This is a genomic window from Frondihabitans sp. GW821-FHT04F02 (assembly GCF_059420045.1).
Window position 1 is genome coordinate 50,679 of sequence record NZ_JBWKSZ010000002.1, and the last position, 18,579, is coordinate 69,257.

Here is an 18,579-nt window from a genome sequence, read left to right on the forward strand (position 1 = left end):
GGATCGTTAATCACATCCATCCAGATTCATGCAATTCAGTCAGCCGGAGGCGAAACGGACTCTAATTCGCGTCAGACCGGCGGGTCAGGCGCTCGAGCAGCTCCCGGTAGCGGCCGGCCGTCTGGTCGATCACCTCGACGGGCAGGGCGGGTGGAGTGCCCTCTCTGTCCCAGTTCGCCGACAGCCAGTTGCGCACGATCTGCTTGTCGAAGCTGTCGGTGCGGTTGCCCTGCTCGTACACCGACTTGTCCCAGTAGCGGCTGGAGTCGCTGGTCAGCACCTCGTCGGCGAGGGTGATCTCGCCTGTCTCCCGGTCGGCGCCGAACTCGAACTTCGTGTCGGCCAGGATCACGCCGTGCTCTGCTGCGATCGCGGCGGCCCTCCGGTAGATCTGCAACGACAGGTCGCGCAGCGCGGTCGCCGTGTCGGCCCCTACCAGCTCGACGGTGCGCTCGAACGTGATGTTCTCGTCGTGGTCGCCGAACTCCGCCTTGAAAGCCGGCGTGTAGATCGGCTCGGGCAGGCGGTCGCCCGACGAGAGCCCTGCGGGCAGCGGGATGCCGCAGACGGTACCCGACTCCTGGTACTCGACCCAGCCGCTGCCGACGAGGTAGCCGCGCACGACGCACTCGATCGGGAACATGTCGAGCGGCTTGACCAGCATCGACCTCGACGCGACGGTCTCAGGAACTCGAGACGGAGACAGAGCGGGATCGATCAGGTGGTTCGGCACCTCGGCCAGCTGCGCGAACCACCAGTCGCTCAGCTCGGTGAGCAGGCTCCCCTTGCCGGTGATGCCGGGCTCGAGCACGAAGTCGAAGGCACTGATCCGGTCGCTCGCCACGACCAGCACGGCCGGGGCGTCGGCCAGGCCCGTGAATCCGTCGGGCACGTAGAGGTCGCGGACCTTGCCGGAGTAGAGGTGAGTCCAGCCGTCGAGGGGCTCGCCCGTGGGGCGCTCGGGGCCTGCGCCGGTCTGGTCGGTGCTCACTCGGCCACCTTCGCGGCGATGTCGCGTCGGAACTGGCCGCCCTCGAGCGAGATCCGGCCGAGCGCCTCGTACGCGCGGCTGCGGGCCTCGGTGAAGCCGGCGCCGGTGGCGACGACGCTGAGCACCCGGCCGCCGGTCGCGACGAGACGGTCGTCGAGGCGGGCGGTGGCGGCGTGGGCGATCGTGACGCCGGGAACCGCCAGGGCGGCGTCGAGCCCGACCAGCTCGCGCCCCGTGATCGGAGCGTCGGGGTAGCCCTCGGAGGCGAGGACGACGGTGACGGCCATCTCGGACGAGAAGACGGGAGCCGCGTGCGACGACAGCGAGCCGTTCGCGCTCGCGAGCAGCAGGGTGCTCAACGGAGACTCGAGCCGCGGCAGCACCACCTGGGTCTCGGGGTCGCCGAAGCGCGCATTGAACTCGATGACGCGGACGCCCTGCTCGGTGAGGATCAGGCCCGCGTAGAGGAGCCCGATGAACGGGGTGCCCTCCGTGGCGAGCTGGCGCACCGTCGGGAGGGCGATCGTCTCGATGACCTCCTCGACGAAGTCGGCCTCGCTGCCGAAGCGGTCGGCGAGCCACGGCAGCGGCGAGTAGGCGCCCATGCCGCCGGTGTTGGGGCCGGCGTCACCGTCGAGGAGGCGCTTGAAGTCCTGGGCGGGGCTGAGGGGGAGGACCGTGTGGCCGTCGGACAGGAGGAAGAGCGAGACCTCCTGGCCCTCGAGGAACTCCTCGATCAGCACCGAGCCGTGCTGCAGCCAGTAGGTCGCGTGCTCGATGGCGGCCGCGCGATCGTCGGTGACGAGCACGCCCTTGCCGGCGGCGAGGCCGTCGGCCTTCACGACGTAGGGGGCGCCGAATTCGTCGAGCGCCGTCGTCGCCTCGGCCAGGGTGCCGGTGCGGACGGCTCGGCCGGTGGGAACACGCGCTTCGTCCATGATCCGCTTGGCGAACGTCTTCGAGCCCTCGAGCGCGGCGGCCTTCCTGCCCGGGCCGAACACCGGGATGCTGTGCGCGCGCAGCACATCCGCGACACCGGCGACGAGCGGCGCCTCCGGACCGACGACGACGAGGTCGACGTCGTTCTCGAGCGCGTACTCCGTCACGACGCTGCCGTTCGTGGCGTCCAGGCCGACGACCTCGACCTCGGCGGCCATGCCGGCGTTGCCGGGCGCGGCGATGATGTGGTGGGCAGGGCCGTCGCCGGCGCGCTCGCGGAGGAGAGCCGTGACGATGGCGTGCTCGCGGGCACCGGAACCGAGGACGAGGATTCGCACGAAGGACACCTTATCGAGAGACGCGGTCAGGCTCCCCATGGGGCGCAGTAGCGTGGGAGCCGTGGCAAAGGCACGAATCGACCCGGCTGACGGCGCCGCCGCCGTCCGCGAGGCCCTCGGCGCGGGCGCCGACGCGCCTCGCACCGCGAAGGCGACGGCCGTCCGCTACCTCCTGCAGCTGCTCGGCGACCGCGAGCCCGGCGCGACCGTCGAGGTGCGCGTGCCTCCGTTCGGCGCCGTGCAGTTCCGCGAGGGGCTGAGTCACACCCGTGGAACCCCGCCGAACGTCGTCGAGACTGACGCGCTCACCTTCCTGGCCCTGGCCGACGGGCGGCTGACCTGGGCGGAGGCGGTCGACCGGGCGCTCGTGTCGGCGTCGGGGAGCCGCGCCGACCTGACGGGGTACCTGCCGATCCGGTGGGGGTGACGGCCAGTTCCTGCGCCCGGTCTCTCGACGCGGTGAGGGCAGGCCCGGGCACCTGAGAGAATGGTCGGGTGAGTACGGCACCCCAGAGTCCCCAGCAGCCCGAGCCGCAGGTCGAGACGACCCGCGACGAGGTGCGGGTGCGGCGGTCGCCGAAGTACTCCGTCTTCATCTTCGGCGGCATCATCGTCGGCGTCATCGCCACGTTCATCGCCGTCGCGGTCGCACCCGGCGACGACCAGACGCCGTTCGCGCAGGCCTTCGGCTACTTCGCGCTCTACGGAATCGCGATCGGCGCCCTCCTCGGCGCGATCGTCGCCGTGATCTTCGACGCCGTGCTCGCGCGCCGCACCCGCAGCGCCGAGGGCGAGCGCGAGTCGCTGACGCTGCCCGAGACGGACGAGCCGGTCGAGGGCGAGCTGGAGTAGCGCCGTCGCGGCCTGGGCTCTCGGGATCGGAGGGTCTAGCCGTCCTGGCCGGTGAGGGTGCGGTCGCCGAGCGGGGCGTCGAGCCCGACGACCACCGTGGCGCGGAGGCCCTGCTGCGTCACCCACTCCGGGGCCCCGGGGATGATCCCCTGGTGGAGCTCGATCCGGACCTCCGTCGCCGACTCGAACACGCGGGCGTTGACGCCGTAGGCCTGGGGTACTCCGGTCCAGAACGCGACGCGAATCGTCGTCGGCGAGGAGGCCTCGGGGGTGAACCACCTCACCGGGGTCAGCTGCGTCATGTCGTCGCGCGACTCGAGCCGGAGCCCGATGGGAAACGGCGTGGCACGGGGCAGCGGGGTCGGTGCCGAGTCGTCGGGCGCGGAGGCGTCGGACGTCGGCGTCATCGACCGCGACGCGAGCAGGCCTGCCACGGCGATGGCCGCGATGCCGCCGATCTTCACTCTCCTGCGCATTCCGCATGGTAGCGCGGGCGTCGTGACGCCGCCCCCTCCGGTTCGGCTCGAGCCCGCCGTCGCGCCGGCGGGATCGTGCCGATCCGGCGGGGCCGCGTCGCCGGTTGGGCGGTGCCGTGCCGGTCGGGCAGGGCTGTCACCGTCGACGGCTACCGCGGCACCCGCAGCCGCGCGAGCAGCTCCGGCCCCGAGCGCTCGATCTCGCGCCCGCCGAGGCGGATGCCGGAGGAGAGCACGACGGCTCCGAGGCCGAGGCCGACGACGAGGGTGATCCAGCCGAGGAGGGCGCTACCGACGACGCCCGCGACGACGGCGAGCACGATCTCGGGGAGCGACAGGGCGGCGAGGATGCCCCAGGTGGCGAACGTCGTGACCGATGTCGTGAAGCCGGCGCCGGTCTTCGCGGCGAACGGGCTGTCGCCGGGGGCGGGCACCGGCAGGATGATCCTGCTGCTCGAGAGGCTCGAGAGGCCGAGACCGCTCAACAGGATTCCGAGCGAGAGTCCGAGCAGGGCGGGGAGAGCGGCCCAGGAACTCGCGACCGCCGCCGACGCCACCGTGATCCCGGCCACCACGGGCACGGCGAACACGGCCACGGCGGCGACCCGGCCGGTGCGGTCGGCCCGGCCGGTCACCCGCGCCGACAGGTGGGCGGCGAACGCTGTCGAGTCGTACGACAGGTCGCTGAAGATCGAGAGCGACACGAGGAACGCCACGACCGGCCCGGCCGCCGTCACGAGGCTCGGCAGGTCGAGGGTGCGGCTGTTCACGTACAGCAGGATCGGGAAGATCGGGATCAGGATGAGCTGACGGCTGTAGCGCGGATCGCGGGTCCAGTACGTGAGCGACCGGGCGGCGACGGCTCCGGTCGGAGACGCGGGGAACCAGCCGAACAGGCCGATGTGGCCGGCTTCGGCCGTCTTCGTCTCGGGCTGGACCGTCGTCACGAGGGCCGTCGCGAGCGTGCGCCGCCAGATCAGGACGATGACGGCCAGCGTCGCGACCGCGATCAGGAACTTGAGGCCGGCCTCGCCGTAGTTGCCGAGCGCGAGGTCGGACGGCACCGACCAGGCGGCGCCGAGCGGCGACCAGCTCAGGCCATCAGCCAGCTTCGGCAGGGCGTCGGCCGCACCGCGGATGCCCGCCGTCAGGACGGTGATGAGCGGGCCGAGCAGCAGGAGCGGCACCAGCACCAGGATTCCCGAGATCTCGCGGTACCGCCGGTGCGACGAGAGTCCGGCGTTGAGCGACTCGATCATGCGCGACGCGCAGACGCAGGTGAGCACGGCGATGGCCGCGGTGACGACTGCGGCCAGGGCGATGCCGGGGCTGCGCCACCAGGTCGCCGCCGTGAAGACGCCGGCCAGGAGGGTGACGGCGCCGGGGATCCCGAGGACGCCGCAGATCGCCAGGGCGAACACCAGCCGCGACGGCGCGATCGGGAACACCCGGAGCCGCGCGACGCTCAGCGTCTGGTCGATGCCCGACGTGAGCAGGGGGACGACCGCCCACCCGAGCACGGTCGCCGCCCCGGCGAGGACGACGATCGTCCGGGCGAGCTCCACCGGAGCAGAACCCAGCAGAGTCAGCCCGATGAACGCCAGCACGAGGATGCCGATGCCGTAGACGGCGCCGATGATGACGGCCACCAGCTGCCACGGGCTGCGCGAGAGGGTGTTCCGCATCACGAGCAGCCGCAGCCTCAGGAGGTGCGCAACCACTCGGGCCCTCTCGTGTGGTGGCGGCCGCCCACGAGGTCGACGAAGACGTCTTCGAGGTCGCGGCCCGAGCGGACCTCGTCGATCGTTCCGGAGGCGAGCACGCGGCCGTCGGCGATGACGGCGACGTGGTCGCACATGCGCTGGACCATGTCCATCGCGTGGCTCGACACGATCACGGTGCCGCCCGATTCGACGTAGCCGTGCAGGATGTCGCGGATGTTCGCCGCCGACACCGGGTCGACCGATTCGAACGGCTCGTCGAGCACGAGCAGGCGGGGCGCGTGGATGAGGGCGGTGGCGAGAGCGATCTTCTTGGTCATGCCGGCGGAGTAGTCGACGACGAGCTTGCCGGCGGCCTCCCGCATGTCGAGCAGCTCGAGGAGGTCGTGCGTGCGGGCGGTGACGGTGTCGCGGTCCATGCCGTTGAGGAGGCCGTGGTACGTGATGAGCTGCTCGCCGCTGAGCCGGTCGAAGAGGGCGATGCCGTCGCTCAGGACGCCGACGAGGCGCTTGGCCGCCGTCGGATCCGCCCAGACGTCGACGCCCAGGATGCGGAGCTCACCGGCGTCGGGGCGGAGGAGCCCGGTCGCCATCGAGAGGGTGGTCGTCTTTCCGGCGCCGTTCGGGCCGACCAGCCCGTAGAACGAGCCGGAGGGCACCTCGAGGTCGAGGCCCTGCACGGCCATCTTGTCGCCGAACCGCTTCCAGAGTCCGCGGATGCTGAGCGCGGGAGTGCCGTCGCCGCGGCGGGGCTCGACCAGGCGGGTCGCCGGATCGGGTGGGGGCGCGTCGGACATGCCGTTCAGCCTAAGCGGGCAGGCACCTCGTGCGGTGGGTGAAAGCGCAGGTGCCGCCCGGACTGGGGTGGCCGCCCGCTCAGCTGAGCTGGTTCGCCTCGACCCAGGCCAGGTACTCGGGGGTGACGCTGCCGGTCACGTAGTCGCCGGTGAAGCAGCTCATCTCCAGGTCGGTGACGCTCGAGCCCTCGGTGATGGCGGAGCGCATGTCTTCGACCTCCTGGTAGATCATGTGGTCGGCGCCGAGCACCTGAGCGATCTCGGGGATCTTGCGGCCGTGCGCGATGAGCTCCTGGCGGGTCGGCATGTTGATGCCGTACACGTGGGGGAAGCGCACCGGGGGAGCGGCCGAGGTGAACGTGACCTCGTTGGCGCCGGCGGCGCGGGCCATCTCGACGATCTCGCGCGACGTGGTGCCGCGCACGATCGAGTCGTCGACGATGAGGATGTTCTTGCCCTTGAACTCCGAGCCCATGGCGTTGAGCTTCTGGCGCACCGAGCGCTTGCGCTCGGCCTGCCCCGGCATGATGAAGGTGCGGCCGACGTAGCGGTTCTTGTAGAAGCCCTCGCGGTACTCGATGCCGAGCTTCTGGGCTACCTGCGATGCCGCCGGCCGCGACGAGTCGGGGATCGGCATGACGACGTCGATGTCGCCGGTGGGGGCGTACTTCGCGATGGTGTCGGCCAGGCGGTCGCCGAGGCGGAGGCGGGCGTCGTACACCGAGATGCCGTTCATCACGGAGTCGGGGCGCGCGAGGTAGACGTACTCGAACGAGCAGGGGATGAGGCGCGGGGCCGCGTGGCACTGCTTCGAGACCATCTCGCCGTCGAGCGAGATGAAGACGGCCTCGCCGGGTGCGACGTCGCGGATGATCTCGTAGCCGCCCGACTCGAGCACGAGGCTCTCGGAGGCGACGATCCACTCCTCCTTGCCGTTGTCGGCGAATCGGCGGCCCATGATCAGCGGACGGATGCCGAACGGGTCGCGGAAGGCGAGGAGCCCATGGCCGGCGATCATGGCGATCGCGGCGTAGGAGCCCTGGACGCGGTCGTGCACGCGGGTGACCGCGGCGAAGATCTGCTCGGGGTCGAGGTCGTGGCCGTTGACCTGCTCCTGCAGCTCATGCGCGAGCACGTTGACGAGGAGCTCGGTGTCGCTGTTCGTGTTGAGGTGGCGACGGTCGATATGGAACAGCTCGCTGGTGAGCTCGCGCGTGTTCGTGAGGTTGCCGTTGTGGATGAGGACGATGCCGTACGGAGCGTTCACGTAGAACGGCTGCGCCTCCTGCTCGTTCGACGCGGCGCCCTTGGTGGCGTAGCGGACGTGGCCGATGCCCATCGTGCCCAGAAGGGCGCGCATGTCACGGGTGCGGAAGCCCTCGCGCACCTGACCGCGGGTCTTGTGGGAGTGGAAGACGCTGCCCTCCGCGGTCGCGATTCCGGTGGAATCCTGACCGCGGTGCTGAAGGAGGAGAAGGGAGTCGTAGACGAGTTGGTTGGCTGGCTCGTGCGCGACGAGACCGACGATGCCGCACATGGCGAGCTGGCTCCAGACCGTAGAGTTGGGCTTACCCACACAGTCTGCCATGACAGCCATTGGATGAAGAATTGACCAACAGCAGCTCCAGCTCCTATGCCGCCGCCGGTGTCGACACGGCCGCCGGCGACCTCGCCGTCGAGTTGATGAAGGCGGCTGTATCGGCCACTCACACGACTAACGTGCTCGGCGGTGTCGGCGGGTTCGCGGGGCTGTTCGACGCGTCTTTCCTGAAGCGGTACGACCGCCCTCTGCTCGCCACCAGCACGGACGGCGTGGGCACGAAGGTCGCCATCGCGCAGGCCCTCGACAAGCACGACACCATCGGCCAGGACCTCGTGGGGATGGTCGTCGACGACATCGTCGTGGTGGGCGCCCGCCCGCTGTTCATGACCGACTACATCGCCTGCGGCAAGGTGGTGCCCTCGCGCATCGCCGACATCGTCGCCGGCATCGCGCGCGGCTGCTCGGCGACGGGCACGGCCCTCGTCGGAGGCGAGACCGCGGAGCACCCCGGCCTGCTGGGCCCCGACGACTACGACGTCGCGGGAGCCGCCGTGGGAGCGGTGGAGGCCGACGCGCAGCTCGGGCCGCACCTCGTGCAGGACGGCGACGTGGTCCTCGCCCTCGAGTCGTCCGGCCTGCACTCCAACGGCTTCTCGCTCGTGCGTCACATCCTCCGCTCGGCCGACCTCGGCTACACCGACGCGAACGCCGACCTCGGCGGCCTGATCGGCGAGGCGCTGCTCGAGCCGACGCGCCTGTACACGTCGCCGCTGCTGAAGGTCCTCGACGACCCGGCCGTGGCCGGCGGCGTCCACGCCCTCAGCCACGTCACCGGCGGCGGGATCGCCGCCAACCTCGCCCGCGTGCTGCCTGTCGGCTCCTGGACCGAGGTCGATCGGGCCTCCTGGTCGCCGGCGCCGGTGTTCCGCGTGCTCAGCGACATCGCGGGCGCCACGCTCGAGTCGAGCGAAGGCACCTGGAACCTCGGCATCGGCATGATCGCGGTCGTCTCACCCGCGGCGGCAGCCGCCGTCGCCGCGCTGCTCGAGGCCGAGGGGATCCGTACCTGGCAGGTCGGCGGCGTGTCGATGGCGACCCGAGACCTGGCCGGGTTCGAGCAGGGTGCGAAGGGCGTCGACGGCGGGGCCGTCCGGCTCGTGGGCTCCTTCGCTTCATGACCACCCCGAGTTCCTGCGAGGTTAACGACAGGTGACGCCGGCCTGGCAGGGCCCCGACAACGGGGGACGCCGAGGTCACAGGATTTGTCCGCATTAGGCGGGACAAAACGGGCGTGTCGGACGTACCATGTGAGGGCCGCTCAACGAGGAGCGGCAGGCCCTCCCGAAAGGGCCGTCTACACAAGGGGCCCCGAAATGGCTTTCACGCGTACCGTCACCGTCGTCGATCACGAGGTCGTTGTCCGCACCGTCGAGGTGCCCGACGAGATTCCCGCCGAGCCATTCACCGCGATCACCGGCGGCCGTGCCACCGCCGCGTTCACCGCAGCAGGCGGGTTGCTCGTCGTCGCCCTGGCGCTCATGCCCGCGATCACGGCACTGTTCCACTAGTAGCCGTCGGCTGAGGAACGACGACGAGGGCCGCCTCCGTGAGGGAGGCGGCCCGTTCGTGCGTGAAGCCGCTACTGCACGTGAGCGCGCTGAGGTGGCGACTGCTTACGGCGACGCCGACCGCAGCACAGTGCTGGCGCTAGGCCGACTTGTGCTGCGGGCTCTGCTCGGCGTCGTAGTCGTCGGCGTAGGTGTCGACGTACTGGTCGTCTTCGCCGGTCTCGTCTTCGTCGTCGTCAGCCCACTTGTCGACGTACTGGTCGTCGTCGTGTGGCGTAGACAGCTCTTTTTCGAGCGCGCCGTAATTGGTGTCCGGGCTGAAGTACTTCAACTCGCGGGCAACCTTGGTGTGCTTAGCTTTTTGACGGCCGCGCCCCATGCGAGACCCCCTCGTGATTCTGGCCCCGTTCGCCGCCTCGGCGATACGTCTCCAGGAGAAACACTGGAGCTCGTTTCGCCGACGGGGCGCGGGAACTACCGACAGGTAAATGGTGCAAAACTAACCGCAACCTTAGCATGTGCCCGAGCGGTAGGACTCAGACCCGGAGTGCCACCAGAATGGGGAGCATGGCTGTCGACGCGGGAACCCCCGGGAACGCCGCTCGTACTCGAGTCGTGATCATCGGGGCCGGTCAGGCCGGACTTTCCGTCGCCTACTACCTGCGACGATTCGGCCTTGCGCCGGGCAGCGACTTCGTCGTCGTGGACCGCGGGCCGAGCACCGGCGGGGCCTGGCAGTTCCGGTGGCGGGCGCTGCGCCTCGGCACCGCCCACAAGGTCAACGACCTCCCCGGGATGGCCGATCTGGGAATCAGCTTCGAGACCGCTGACCGCACGGCTCCGGCGCGCGACATCGTCTCGGACTACTACGACCGGTACGAGCGCTACTACGACCTCCAGGTGCTCCGCCCCCTCGACGTTCGGCGGGTCGACGAGGCCGGTGACGGGCGGCTCGCCGTGCACGTGCTCGACACGACGGGCGAGACCGAGGGAACGGTCACGACCGAGATCCTGGTCAACGCGACCGGCACCTGGGGCTCGCCCTTCCGTCCGCACTACCCGGGCAGCGCGACCTTCCGCGGGCGGCAGCTGACGACGGTCGACTACACCGATGCGGGTGACTTCCGCGGACAGGACGTCGTGGTCGTCGGTGGCGGAACCAGCGCGATCGGGTTCCTGCTCGAGCTCGAGAAGGCCGACGTGGCGACGACCTGGGTGACGCGTCGCCCGGTCGAGTGGTTCGACCAGCGGGAGCTCGGTATCGAGATGGGGCTGTCCGCCGTCGCCGAGCAGGACGACGCGGCGAAGCTCGGCCTGGCCCTGCCCAGCATCGTGAGCGGCACGGGCGTCCCCCTGAGCCGACGGCACCGCGCGGGCATCGACCGCGGCGTGCTCGTCGAGAAGCCGATGTTCGCGTCGATCGAGCCCGACGGGGTGCGCTGGGCCGACGGGAGCTTCCAGAAGGCCGATGCGATCCTCTGGGCGACCGGCTTCCGGCCCGAGCTGCGGCACCTCTCGGCGCTGAAGCTGCGCAGCGAGCAGGGCGGCGTCGCGGTCGAGCGCGGCGTCTCGGCGCTCGATCCGCGCGTCTACTTCGCCGGGTACGGCCCGCAGGCGTCGACGATCGGGGCGAACCGGGCGGGGCGCGTCACGGCGAGGCAGATCCTGCTGGCACTGAGCGCGCGGTAGGGGCGCGTCGCCGGCGGCGGCGGGGCGCGGCGGGCAGCGCCGGCAGACCGGGTCTGCGGCTAGCATCGGCACACACCCGCGAGAAGGGAACACCATGACGTCGGACGCGAAGGTCTCCGCCTACCTCGATGCGCAGCCGCCCGAGCTGGCCGACGTGGGCTCGGTGCTCCGCGACGTGCTCGACACGTCGCTCGTGCGCGCCGAGGGAACGCTCTGGCACGGCCACCCGGTCTGGATGATCGGCAAGACGCCGGTCGCGGGCTTCAAGGCCTACCCGAAGTACGTCACGCTGCTGATCTGGCGGGCGGCCGAGCTGCCAGCGCACGAGGGGCTGCAACTCAACGCGTCCGGGCTCGGCTCGACCAAGCTGTCGTCGTCGGCTGCGATCTCGCGCGCGCACCTGTCGGCGCTGCTTGCCGAGGCGGAGGCGCTCGCCGAGTAGGCGGCCTGCCACGCTCAGGGGCCGACTCAGAGCCGCGGTGCCGGCTCCCCGCCGAGGGCCGACCACACCGTCACGGCCGCCGCCGCCGACCAGGCCTGCGGGCGGCACGCCGCCGGGTACGGCACGGGGCGCAGGATCTCGCTCGCGGAGTCGCCGGAGTGGAGCTCGGGCATCCGGAAGTCGAAGGCCGGTGCTGCGGCGAGCAGGCCCTCGGCGAGCGAGGCGGCCTCGGCGGTGAAGCCGTCGCGCGCGAGGCCGGAGATGGCGATGGCGGTGTCGTGGGTCCAGACGCTGCCGCCGTGGTAGCTGAGCGGCCAGTAGCCGGCGGAATCGGTCGACATCGTGCGCAGGCCGAAGCCGCTCGACATCTCGGGCGAGACCAGACGGCGGGCGACGAGCGCCGCCTGCGCGGGGTCGAGCAGGCCGGTGCCGAGAACGTGGCCGAGGTTGCTCGTGACGGTGTCGACGGGGCGCTTGTCGGCGTCGAGCGCGATGGCGAGGTAGTCGCCGTCGGGGTCGGAGATCCAGAACGAGGCGTGGAAGCGCTCCCTGAGCCGGGCCGCCCACTCGCGCCAGGGCGCGCCGTCGCCGCCGAGCCGGTCGAGCAGCTCGGCGCCGTGGTTCGCGGCCTCGTAGGCGTACGCCTGCACTTCGACCAGGGCGATCGGGCCGGTGGCGAGGGTGCCGTCGCGCCACTGGACGCTGTCGCCGGAGTCCTTCCAGCCCTGGTTCGAGAGGCCGTGGCCGGTCTCGTCGACGTACTCGAGGAGGCCGTCTCCGTCGCTGTCGCCGTAGTCGCGCATCCACGCGAGAGCGGCTTCGAGGTGCGGCAGAAGCGCGCGGACCTCGTCGTCGGGAAGGCCCCGGGTCCAGGCGTCGTGCAGCAGGCAGATCCAGAGGGCGGTCGCGTCGACCGTCCCGAAGTAGAGCGGCGGCAGGCTGATGCCCTCGCCGGGCAGGGTGAGGGTCTGCGACCGGAGCTCGTGCATGATCTTGCCCGGCTGCTCGGCCGTCTCGGCGACCCGCTCGGTGCCCTGCAGGCCGGCGAGCACGCGCAAGGTGCCGCGGGCGATCAGGAGCCCGTCGTCGACCGGGAGCAGAAAGCGCGCGGCCCAGAGCGAGTCGCGGCCGAACAGGGTGAAGAACCACGGCGCGCCGGCGGCGAGGAAGACGTGGTCGGGCTCGGCGACGGTGGTGAGGCGCAGGGCCTCGAGGTCGTCGAGGGCGCGGTCGAGCCAGCGAGCCAGGCGGTCGTCGGCGGGACGCGGGTCGAGGGCGGCCCACCGGGCGGGGGCGGAGAGGCCGGCCACGACGGCGGCGGCGACGTCGGCGTGGAGGTCGAAGCCGACGGTGGTCTCGCCGCGCGCGGGCACGGTCGCGCTCCAGACGAGCTCGAGCCCGTCTGGCGCGGCGGCCGCGGAGGCACCCCGCAGGTCGAGGCGGACGCTCGCCGCCTCGGTCGCCCAGGTGGCGGACGTCGCCGAGACGTGGACGGTCGGCGCGCTAGGGCCGGAGGAGCCCGCCTTGACGTCCTCCATGGCGGTGGCGTCCGGGGCGAGACGCACGCGGACCTCGACGGCGAGCGCCCGGTCGAGGCGGGAGGTGAGGGTGATGCGCTCGTGGATGCCGGCCGTGTGCGCGACGCGGAGCGAGCTCACGCGGACGTCAGGGTCGGCCCCCGGGTCGTCGAGCTGGCGCAGGAGCCCCTCGAAGCGCACGGCCGAGGCGCCGAGCGGCACCGTCGCGATGTGCTCGGGCGAGACGCCGTTCACGGTCAGCGACAGCCCCGAGATGAGCCGGACGTCGCCCAGGTAGACGCCGTGGATCGCGGCCGCGCCCATGGAGCCTGCGGCATCCGACCACGCCTGCGAGGGGGCGCGAAGCACCACGGTCTCGGCGTCGAGGAACGGCTGCAGGCGGGTTTCGGTGAGGGTGTCGGTCATGGGTCGGCTCCTTACGAGTCGGAAGTCGGGGAGATGCCGGGCAGCAGGCGGGCGTCGAGCGGGGTCGAGCCGCCGGGCTCGACGCGGTGGACTCGGCCGTCGGCCCGTTCGGTAATGATGTCGACGAGCACGGGGCCGTCGCCGTCGTCGCGGTAGACGACGCCGGTGCCCTCGTCGAGGGCGAGGCCCGGCGCGAGCAGGCCCCCGGCGACCGCGGCCTCGTAGGCCGGGCGGCGGCTGGCATCGGAGTCGTAGTGCACGGCCAGCGATCCGGGCACGAGGCCGAGCCCGTCGGCGACGGCCAAGGCGGTCGGCCCGAACGAGGTGGTGACGCCGCCGGTGTGCCAGCACAGCCCGCCGGCCGAGCCTCCGGCGAGGACGACGCCGCGGCGCCACGCGTCGCGCAGCACCGAGTCGAACCCGTGCGTCCGCCACACGGCCAGCAGGTTCACGACGCTGCCGCCCGAGACCCAGACGACATCGGCGCCCGCCACGGCGGCTTCGAGCGACGGCGCGTTCGGGTGCGGGAAGAACCGCAGGTGCTCCGCGTCGGCGCCCGCGATGCGAGCGGCTTCGAGTTCCTGCCCCTCCAGGGAACGCTGGTCGCCGCCGGCGGTGTTCACGTGCAGCACCCGGGGCCTTCTGGTGGCAGGAACTCGCGCCAGCCTCAGAGCCTCGACCAGCAGGGGCCCGTAGCGGCTCTCGCTCCACTCCCCGGGCACGAGGCCGCCGCACGTGGCGAGGATCGTCGGGGCCTGAGCCGTCACTCCTTCACCGCCCCGTCGCTGGAGTTCATGATGCGCTTCTGGAAGACGAAGAACAGCACGGCCACCGGGATGGTCATGATCGCGGCCGCGGCGAGCTTGATCGGGTACTGGTTGCCGCTCGACAGCTGGCCGGACGCGAGGCTCGCGACGCCCTTGGTGAGGGTGGTCAGGCCGGGCGACTGGGTCGAGATGATGAAGTGCGGCAGCTCGTTCCAGGAGCCCTGGAACGACAGGATGATGATCGTCACGAGGGCGGGTCTCGCCATCGGGAGCACGATCGACCAGAACACGCGGAAGGTGCCGGCGCCGTCGATGGACGCCTGCTCTTCGACGGACCGCGGGATCGACTCGAAGAAGTTCTTCATGATGAAGACGCCTGCCGCGTCGACGAGCAGCGGGATGATCATGCCGGCGTACGAGTCGTACATGCCGAACTGGTTCAACACGAGGAACTTCGGGATCATCAGGACCACGCTCGGCACCGCCATGACCGCGACGAGCAGGGCGAAGACGACGTTCCGGCCGCGGAAGTCGAGCCTGGCCAGCGCGTAGCCGGCGAGCGAGTCGAAGAACACGCGCCCGGCCGTCACGAACACCGCGACGATGAACGAGTTCTTCACCCAGGTCGGGAAGTCGCTGTTCGTGAACAGCGTGTGGAAGGCCGCCGTCGTCCAGTTGACCGGGAGGGCCAGCGGGTTCGCCGTCGCGTCGGGCTCGGTCTTGAACGCGGTGACGACGTTGATCAGGAAGGGGAGGACATAGATCACCGCGATCGCGATCAGCGCGACGTACAGCACGATGCTGGCGGGCATGAGGGCGCGGTGGCGGCCGGCGCGGGCGGGCGGTGGCGCCTTCGAGTCTGGCTCTGGCGCACCGGTGCCGATCCGGTCGGCGAGGGGTGTCGAGGTCATCGGGAGGTCTCCTTCGCGGTCGTCGCGGCGGCACCGGTCAGGCGCGCGGGGTCGTAGAGGCGCATGCGGCGCTTCGAGACGGCGCGCTCCCGCAGCACGGAGCGCTGGACGAGCGTCAGCACGACGATGATGACGAACAGGATGAACGCGATCGCGGCGCCCTGGCCCCACTGCTGGCTGCCGAACGCGGTCGTGTACGAGAGGTACGACGGGGTGACGGTCGTGTTGTCGGGTGCGCCCCGCGTGCCGGTGTAGATCTGGTCGAAGACTTGCCAGGTGCCGATCAAGCCGAGCGTCAGGACCGTGAACAGCGTCGGACGCAGCTGCGGCAGAGTGATCCGCCAGAACCGCTGCCAGCCGTTCGCGCCGTCCATCATGGCGGCCTCCTGGACCTCCGAGCTCAGGTTCTGCAGCGCCGCGATGAACAGGAGCATGAACGTGCCGCTGGTGGTGAAGACGGCCATCATGATGAACGCGCTCATCGCGACGCTCGGGCCGGCGAACCAGTCCCACCACGAGACGCCCAGCGCCGTGTGGCCGGTCAGTGCCGCCGGGCCCCGATCGACGCCGAACAGCCTCAGGGCGAGGTGCACGATGCCGTCGGGGTCGTTGAACCAGTTCGGTCCGTGGACCCCGATGAACGAGAGCGCCTTGTTGACGGCGCCCGTCGTCGAGAAGAGGAACAGCCACAGCACGGTGATGGCCACCGAGCTGGTCACCGACGGGAAGTAGAACGCGGTGCGGAAGAACCCGCGGCCGCGGAGCACCTGCCGGTTGACCAGCACGGCGAGCAGCAGGGCCACCGCGGTCTGGATCGGCACGACGAAGACGACGTACCAGGCGTTGTTGCGGAGGCTGGTGCCGAAGTTCGTCTCGGCCAGCGAGCCGCCCGAGAGCAGCTGCTGGTAGTTCTTCGTGCCGACGAACTTCACGCCGGATGACAGGGGCGAGCCGACGCCCGACCAGTCGGAGAAGCTCACCCACAGCGCCATCAGCACGGGGACGAGGAGGAAGAGGCCGAGCACCACGATGGTCGGCGACACGAACAGCCAGCCGGCGGCCCCCTGGCGCCGGGGCGGGCGCTTGCGGCCCGCCATCAGCTCTGCCCGGCCATCACTGGCTCAGCACCGCGGCGAACTGCTTCTGCGTGGTGGCCAGCAGAGCCTTCGCATCGGCGGTCTTCAGGCCGGACATCTTCGAGTCGAAGGCGGCGACCACGTCGGCCGAGCCGGCCTGGTTCGGGACGCCCTCAGCGAAGGAGGCCGAGTCGAGGAACGGCGCCAGGTCGGGGTTGTCCGTCTTCCAGGTGTCGGCGGCCGACTTGACGCTCGGCATCACGCCGAAGTCCTTGGCGAAGGTGAGCTGCTGGTCGGTCGACGTCAGCTTCTCGACGAGGTCGAGGGCCGCCTTCTGATTGGGGGAGTCTTTCGCGATGCCCCAGCAGTTCGTGAACTGGAGGGTGCCCTGGCCGGAGGGACCGGCGGGCATCTCGGCGACCTTGTACGAGATGTCGGGGTAGTCGGCCGACAGCGCGCCGGTGATCCAGTTGCCCTCGACGGTCATGGCCGCCTGGCCCTTGCCGAACGACTCGCCGCCCCAGCCGGTGCCGAGGTCGCTCGAGAACTTGGCGTCGCCCGACTTCAGGAGGCCCTGGACGTACTCGAGGCCCTGGAGGTTGGCGTTCGAGTCGACGGTGGCCTTCGTGCCGTCGGCGTTCGTGAACGAGCCTCCGGCCTCGGCCATGAAGGCGCCGACGCGGGCGTACTGCGGGCTGAGGGCGAGGCCGACGTGGTCGCTCGTGGTGAGCTTGGCGGCGACCGTCTTCAGCTGGTCCCAGGTGGTCGGGACGTCGCTGTCGGTGAGACCGGCCTCCTTCCAGATCTTCTCGTTGATGATGAGGCCGAGCGTCGAGAAGTCCTTCGGAGCGCAGTAGAAGGTGCCGTCGACGGTGAAGCTCTTCACGAGGGTCGGGAAGAAGTCGCTCTTGTTCTTCAGCTGGTCGCCGTAGGCCAGCAGGCTGCCGTTCTTGGCGTAGCCGGCGAGCTGGTCGGTCGACACGTAGAAGACGTCGGCGGGCTTGCCCGAGGCGAAGCCCTGGCTGAGCTGCTGAGTGAGGTCGGAGGCCGCCGTGACGGTGGCCTTCGTTCCGCTCGACTTCGACCAGTCGGCGACGGCCGACGAGACCGCCTTCGTCTCGGGAGAGCCGCTGGATCCGATCAGGATGCTCAGCGGATCGTCGCTCGAGGTGAGCGCGGCGGCGGAGGAGCCGCTGCCGGCCCCGTCGCCGCTCGAGAACCCGGAGCCGCAGGCGGTCAGCCCGAGGGCGGCCACGGCGGTCAGGGCGCCTGCGGCCAGCAGGCGGTGGGTGCGTCTTTGCATTTCGTCTCCTTCGGCGAAGCTTCGCGGCAGTGCGGAGCGGGGGATCGTGCGGTGCACGAGCGCTGTTATTTGAACGATCAAACTTTCTGGTAGAGACTGTAAATCGAGCGGCTCGGCGGTGTCAAGGCGGGTCCGGGCCGCGTGTAACGTACGGGGAAGCCCGCGACGGAGGGAGGTGCGATGACCGGCACACGCCAGCCCACGGTCCACGACGTCGCCGCCGCCGCCGGGGTCTCGCGCCAGACAGTCTCGAACGTGCTGAACACGCCCGCCATCGTCAAGCCGGCCACCCGGGAGCGCGTCGAGCTGGCGATCGCCGCCCTCGGCTACCGCACGCACGCCTCGGCCCGGCGCCTGCGCACCCGCAAGAGCTCCACGATCGGCATCCGCCTCGACCCGGTGACGAACGGCATCTCGGGCTCGGTGCTCGACCGGTTCCTGCACGCCGTGACCGAGCGCGCCGACACCCGCGGCATGCGCATCCTCCTCTTCACGGCGCGCGATCCCGACGACGAGATCCGCCAGTTCGAGCGGCTCCTCGACGGCGCCGACGTCGACGGCTTCCTGCTGACCTCGACGACCTACGACGACCCGCGCACCGAGTGGCTGATCGCCAATGGCGCCGACTTCGTGACGTTCGGGCGGCCGTGGGGCGTGGCCGACGTCTACGACGACGCCCACCGCTGGGTCGACGTCGACGGGCACCACGGGCTGGCCGAGGCGGCCCGCGAGGTGCTCGAACTCGGGGCCGAGCGGATCGCCTACCTGGGCTGGCCGCCGTCCTCCGGCACCGGCGACGAGCGCCGCCGCGGCTGGCGCGACACGATGGAGGCCGCCGGCGTCGACGGACTCGACGCCCTGGAGCTGGCCTGTGAAGACTCGGTGGGGCTCGCCTCCGAGGCCGTCCGCGCTCTGGTCGACTCGGGCACCGCCTTCGACGGGCTCGTCTGCGCAAGCGACACCCTGGCGTTGGGAGCCCTCATGGTGCTGGGGTCGTCGGTGCCCATCGTCGGCTACGACAACACTCCGGTCGCGTCGGCCGTGGGGCTGGCCAGCGTCGAGCAGCCGCTCGAACAGGCGGCCGCGGCGGCCCTGGAGCTCCTGCTCGACGAGCGGCCGGGGGGCGACCTGATCGGAGAGCCGGGTTCGGCGGGCGACCCGCGTCACCGGCTCCTGCGGCCCGAGGTCGTCTGGCGCCGCTAGAGACGACCCCGAGGGGCGCA

Annotated in this window: 19 protein-coding genes; 7 read left to right on the forward strand and 12 right to left on the reverse strand. The window is 71.0% G+C overall.

What is annotated here, in order from left to right; genetic code table 11:
- Positions 1-61: 61 nt before the first annotated feature.
- Positions 62-991 carry a phosphoribosylaminoimidazolesuccinocarboxamide synthase gene (locus AC07TY_RS05405; protein ID WP_494784594.1) on the reverse strand — a complete coding sequence of 310 codons (930 nt, stop codon included), beginning with the start codon at positions 989-991 and terminating at the stop codon, positions 62-64.
- Positions 988-2,268, reverse strand: coding sequence for a phosphoribosylamine--glycine ligase (gene purD / locus AC07TY_RS05410; RefSeq protein WP_494784595.1), 1,281 nt, complete (start codon positions 2,266-2,268; stop codon positions 988-990). Before purD ends, AC07TY_RS05405 begins: the two co-directional genes overlap by 4 nt.
- Before the next feature lie 61 nt (positions 2,269-2,329).
- Between purD and AC07TY_RS05415 the strand changes: the two genes are divergently transcribed.
- A complete protein-coding gene (locus tag AC07TY_RS05415) occupies positions 2,330-2,695 on the forward strand; it encodes a sterol carrier family protein (RefSeq protein ID WP_123505926.1) in 366 nt (121 codons plus the stop codon).
- Between the two features lie 68 nt (positions 2,696-2,763).
- Positions 2,764-3,120, forward strand: coding sequence for a hypothetical protein (locus AC07TY_RS05420; RefSeq protein ID WP_488624927.1), 357 nt, complete (start codon positions 2,764-2,766; stop codon positions 3,118-3,120).
- A gap of 35 nt (positions 3,121-3,155) precedes the next feature.
- Here AC07TY_RS05420 and AC07TY_RS05425 read toward each other — a convergent pair whose 3' ends face one another.
- The 4 genes from AC07TY_RS05425 to purF form a co-directional block, all read right to left on the reverse strand.
- The gene (locus AC07TY_RS05425; protein WP_494784596.1) at positions 3,156-3,596 is read right to left on the reverse strand and encodes a hypothetical protein; all 441 of its coding nucleotides are present in this window, start codon (positions 3,594-3,596) and stop codon (positions 3,156-3,158) included.
- Between the two features lie 149 nt (positions 3,597-3,745).
- Positions 3,746-5,317, reverse strand: a complete 1,572-nt coding sequence (locus tag AC07TY_RS05430; protein ID WP_494784597.1) for a transporter — start codon at positions 5,315-5,317, stop codon at positions 3,746-3,748.
- Positions 5,299-6,114: an ABC transporter ATP-binding protein gene (locus AC07TY_RS05435; RefSeq protein WP_494784598.1), complete on the reverse strand. Its 816-nt coding sequence runs from the start codon at positions 6,112-6,114 to the stop codon at positions 5,299-5,301. The genes AC07TY_RS05430 and AC07TY_RS05435 overlap by 19 nt, the downstream gene beginning before the upstream one ends.
- Positions 6,115-6,193: 79 nt before the next feature.
- The gene (gene purF, locus AC07TY_RS05440) at positions 6,194-7,651 is read right to left on the reverse strand and encodes an amidophosphoribosyltransferase (RefSeq protein WP_123505652.1); all 1,458 of its coding nucleotides are present in this window, start codon (positions 7,649-7,651) and stop codon (positions 6,194-6,196) included.
- A 71-nt stretch (positions 7,652-7,722) separates the two neighbouring features.
- Here purF and purM point away from each other — a divergent pair, with 71 nt between their 5' ends.
- Together purM and AC07TY_RS05450 are read left to right on the forward strand one after the other, a co-directional pair.
- Positions 7,723-8,835, forward strand: a complete 1,113-nt coding sequence (gene purM, locus AC07TY_RS05445; protein ID WP_123505651.1) for a phosphoribosylformylglycinamidine cyclo-ligase — start codon at positions 7,723-7,725, stop codon at positions 8,833-8,835.
- Positions 8,836-9,030: 195 nt separating this feature from the next.
- The gene (locus AC07TY_RS05450) at positions 9,031-9,225 is read left to right on the forward strand and encodes a hypothetical protein (protein ID WP_494784599.1); all 195 of its coding nucleotides are present in this window, start codon (positions 9,031-9,033) and stop codon (positions 9,223-9,225) included.
- Between the two features lie 139 nt (positions 9,226-9,364).
- Here the strand turns inward: AC07TY_RS05450 and AC07TY_RS05455 are convergent, their stop codons facing one another.
- A complete protein-coding gene (locus tag AC07TY_RS05455) occupies positions 9,365-9,604 on the reverse strand; it encodes a DUF3073 domain-containing protein (protein WP_123505649.1) in 240 nt (79 codons plus the stop codon).
- A gap of 188 nt (positions 9,605-9,792) precedes the next feature.
- On the opposite strand from AC07TY_RS05455, the gene AC07TY_RS05460 reads away from it, so the two are divergent.
- Positions 9,793-10,914 (forward strand): NAD(P)-binding domain-containing protein, encoded by a 1,122-nt coding sequence (locus AC07TY_RS05460; protein ID WP_494784600.1) that lies wholly within the window; start codon positions 9,793-9,795, stop codon positions 10,912-10,914.
- A 94-nt stretch (positions 10,915-11,008) separates the two neighbouring features.
- Positions 11,009-11,356 (forward strand): DUF1801 domain-containing protein, encoded by a 348-nt coding sequence (locus AC07TY_RS05465; protein ID WP_123505647.1) that lies wholly within the window; start codon positions 11,009-11,011, stop codon positions 11,354-11,356.
- A 26-nt stretch (positions 11,357-11,382) separates the two neighbouring features.
- Here AC07TY_RS05465 and AC07TY_RS05470 read toward each other — a convergent pair whose 3' ends face one another.
- The 5 genes from AC07TY_RS05470 to AC07TY_RS05490 are packed head-to-tail and all read right to left on the reverse strand — an operon-like array spanning position 11,383 to position 17,356.
- Positions 11,383-13,299 carry a glycogen debranching N-terminal domain-containing protein gene (locus AC07TY_RS05470; protein WP_494784601.1) on the reverse strand — a complete coding sequence of 639 codons (1,917 nt, stop codon included), beginning with the start codon at positions 13,297-13,299 and terminating at the stop codon, positions 11,383-11,385.
- Between the two features lie 11 nt (positions 13,300-13,310).
- Complete coding sequence (locus AC07TY_RS05475; protein ID WP_123505645.1) at positions 13,311-14,066, reverse strand: Type 1 glutamine amidotransferase-like domain-containing protein; 756 nt, start codon at positions 14,064-14,066, stop codon at positions 13,311-13,313.
- Positions 14,063-14,977, reverse strand: a complete 915-nt coding sequence (locus AC07TY_RS05480) for a carbohydrate ABC transporter permease (protein WP_123505644.1) — start codon at positions 14,975-14,977, stop codon at positions 14,063-14,065. The genes AC07TY_RS05475 and AC07TY_RS05480 overlap by 4 nt, the downstream gene beginning before the upstream one ends.
- A complete protein-coding gene (locus tag AC07TY_RS05485; RefSeq protein WP_123505643.1) occupies positions 14,974-16,074 on the reverse strand; it encodes a carbohydrate ABC transporter permease in 1,101 nt (366 codons plus the stop codon). Before AC07TY_RS05485 ends, AC07TY_RS05480 begins: the two co-directional genes overlap by 4 nt.
- Before the next feature lie 16 nt (positions 16,075-16,090).
- Positions 16,091-17,356 carry a sugar ABC transporter substrate-binding protein gene (locus tag AC07TY_RS05490; RefSeq protein WP_494784602.1) on the reverse strand — a complete coding sequence of 422 codons (1,266 nt, stop codon included), beginning with the start codon at positions 17,354-17,356 and terminating at the stop codon, positions 16,091-16,093.
- A 180-nt stretch (positions 17,357-17,536) separates the two neighbouring features.
- Here AC07TY_RS05490 and AC07TY_RS05495 point away from each other — a divergent pair, with 180 nt between their 5' ends.
- Positions 17,537-18,559, forward strand: a complete 1,023-nt coding sequence (locus AC07TY_RS05495; protein WP_494784603.1) for a LacI family DNA-binding transcriptional regulator — start codon at positions 17,537-17,539, stop codon at positions 18,557-18,559.
- Positions 18,560-18,579: the final 20 nt, after the last annotated feature.

Bases quoted from the DNA above. Each gene is read 5' to 3' on its own strand.
- purF (WP_123505652.1), bottom strand. From the start codon at position 7,651: ATGTGCGGCATCGTCGGTCTCGTCGCGCACGAGCCAGCCAACCAACTC.
- AC07TY_RS05435 (WP_494784598.1), bottom strand. From the start codon at position 6,114: ATGTCCGACGCGCCCCCACCCGATCCGGCGACCCGCCTGGTCGAGCCC.
- AC07TY_RS05495 (WP_494784603.1), top strand. From the start codon at position 17,537: ATGACCGGCACACGCCAGCCCACGGTCCACGACGTCGCCGCCGCCGCC.
- AC07TY_RS05470 (WP_494784601.1), bottom strand. From the start codon at position 13,299: ATGACCGACACCCTCACCGAAACCCGCCTGCAGCCGTTCCTCGACGCC.
- AC07TY_RS05425 (WP_494784596.1), bottom strand. From the start codon at position 3,596: ATGCGCAGGAGAGTGAAGATCGGCGGCATCGCGGCCATCGCCGTGGCA.
- AC07TY_RS05485 (WP_123505643.1), bottom strand. From the start codon at position 16,074: ATGGCGGGCCGCAAGCGCCCGCCCCGGCGCCAGGGGGCCGCCGGCTGG.
- AC07TY_RS05480 (WP_123505644.1), bottom strand. From the start codon at position 14,977: ATGACCTCGACACCCCTCGCCGACCGGATCGGCACCGGTGCGCCAGAG.
- AC07TY_RS05465 (WP_123505647.1), top strand. From the start codon at position 11,009: ATGACGTCGGACGCGAAGGTCTCCGCCTACCTCGATGCGCAGCCGCCC.
- AC07TY_RS05450 (WP_494784599.1), top strand. From the start codon at position 9,031: ATGGCTTTCACGCGTACCGTCACCGTCGTCGATCACGAGGTCGTTGTC.
- AC07TY_RS05490 (WP_494784602.1), bottom strand. From the start codon at position 17,356: ATGCAAAGACGCACCCACCGCCTGCTGGCCGCAGGCGCCCTGACCGCC.
- AC07TY_RS05460 (WP_494784600.1), top strand. From the start codon at position 9,793: ATGGCTGTCGACGCGGGAACCCCCGGGAACGCCGCTCGTACTCGAGTC.
- AC07TY_RS05455 (WP_123505649.1), bottom strand. From the start codon at position 9,604: ATGGGGCGCGGCCGTCAAAAAGCTAAGCACACCAAGGTTGCCCGCGAG.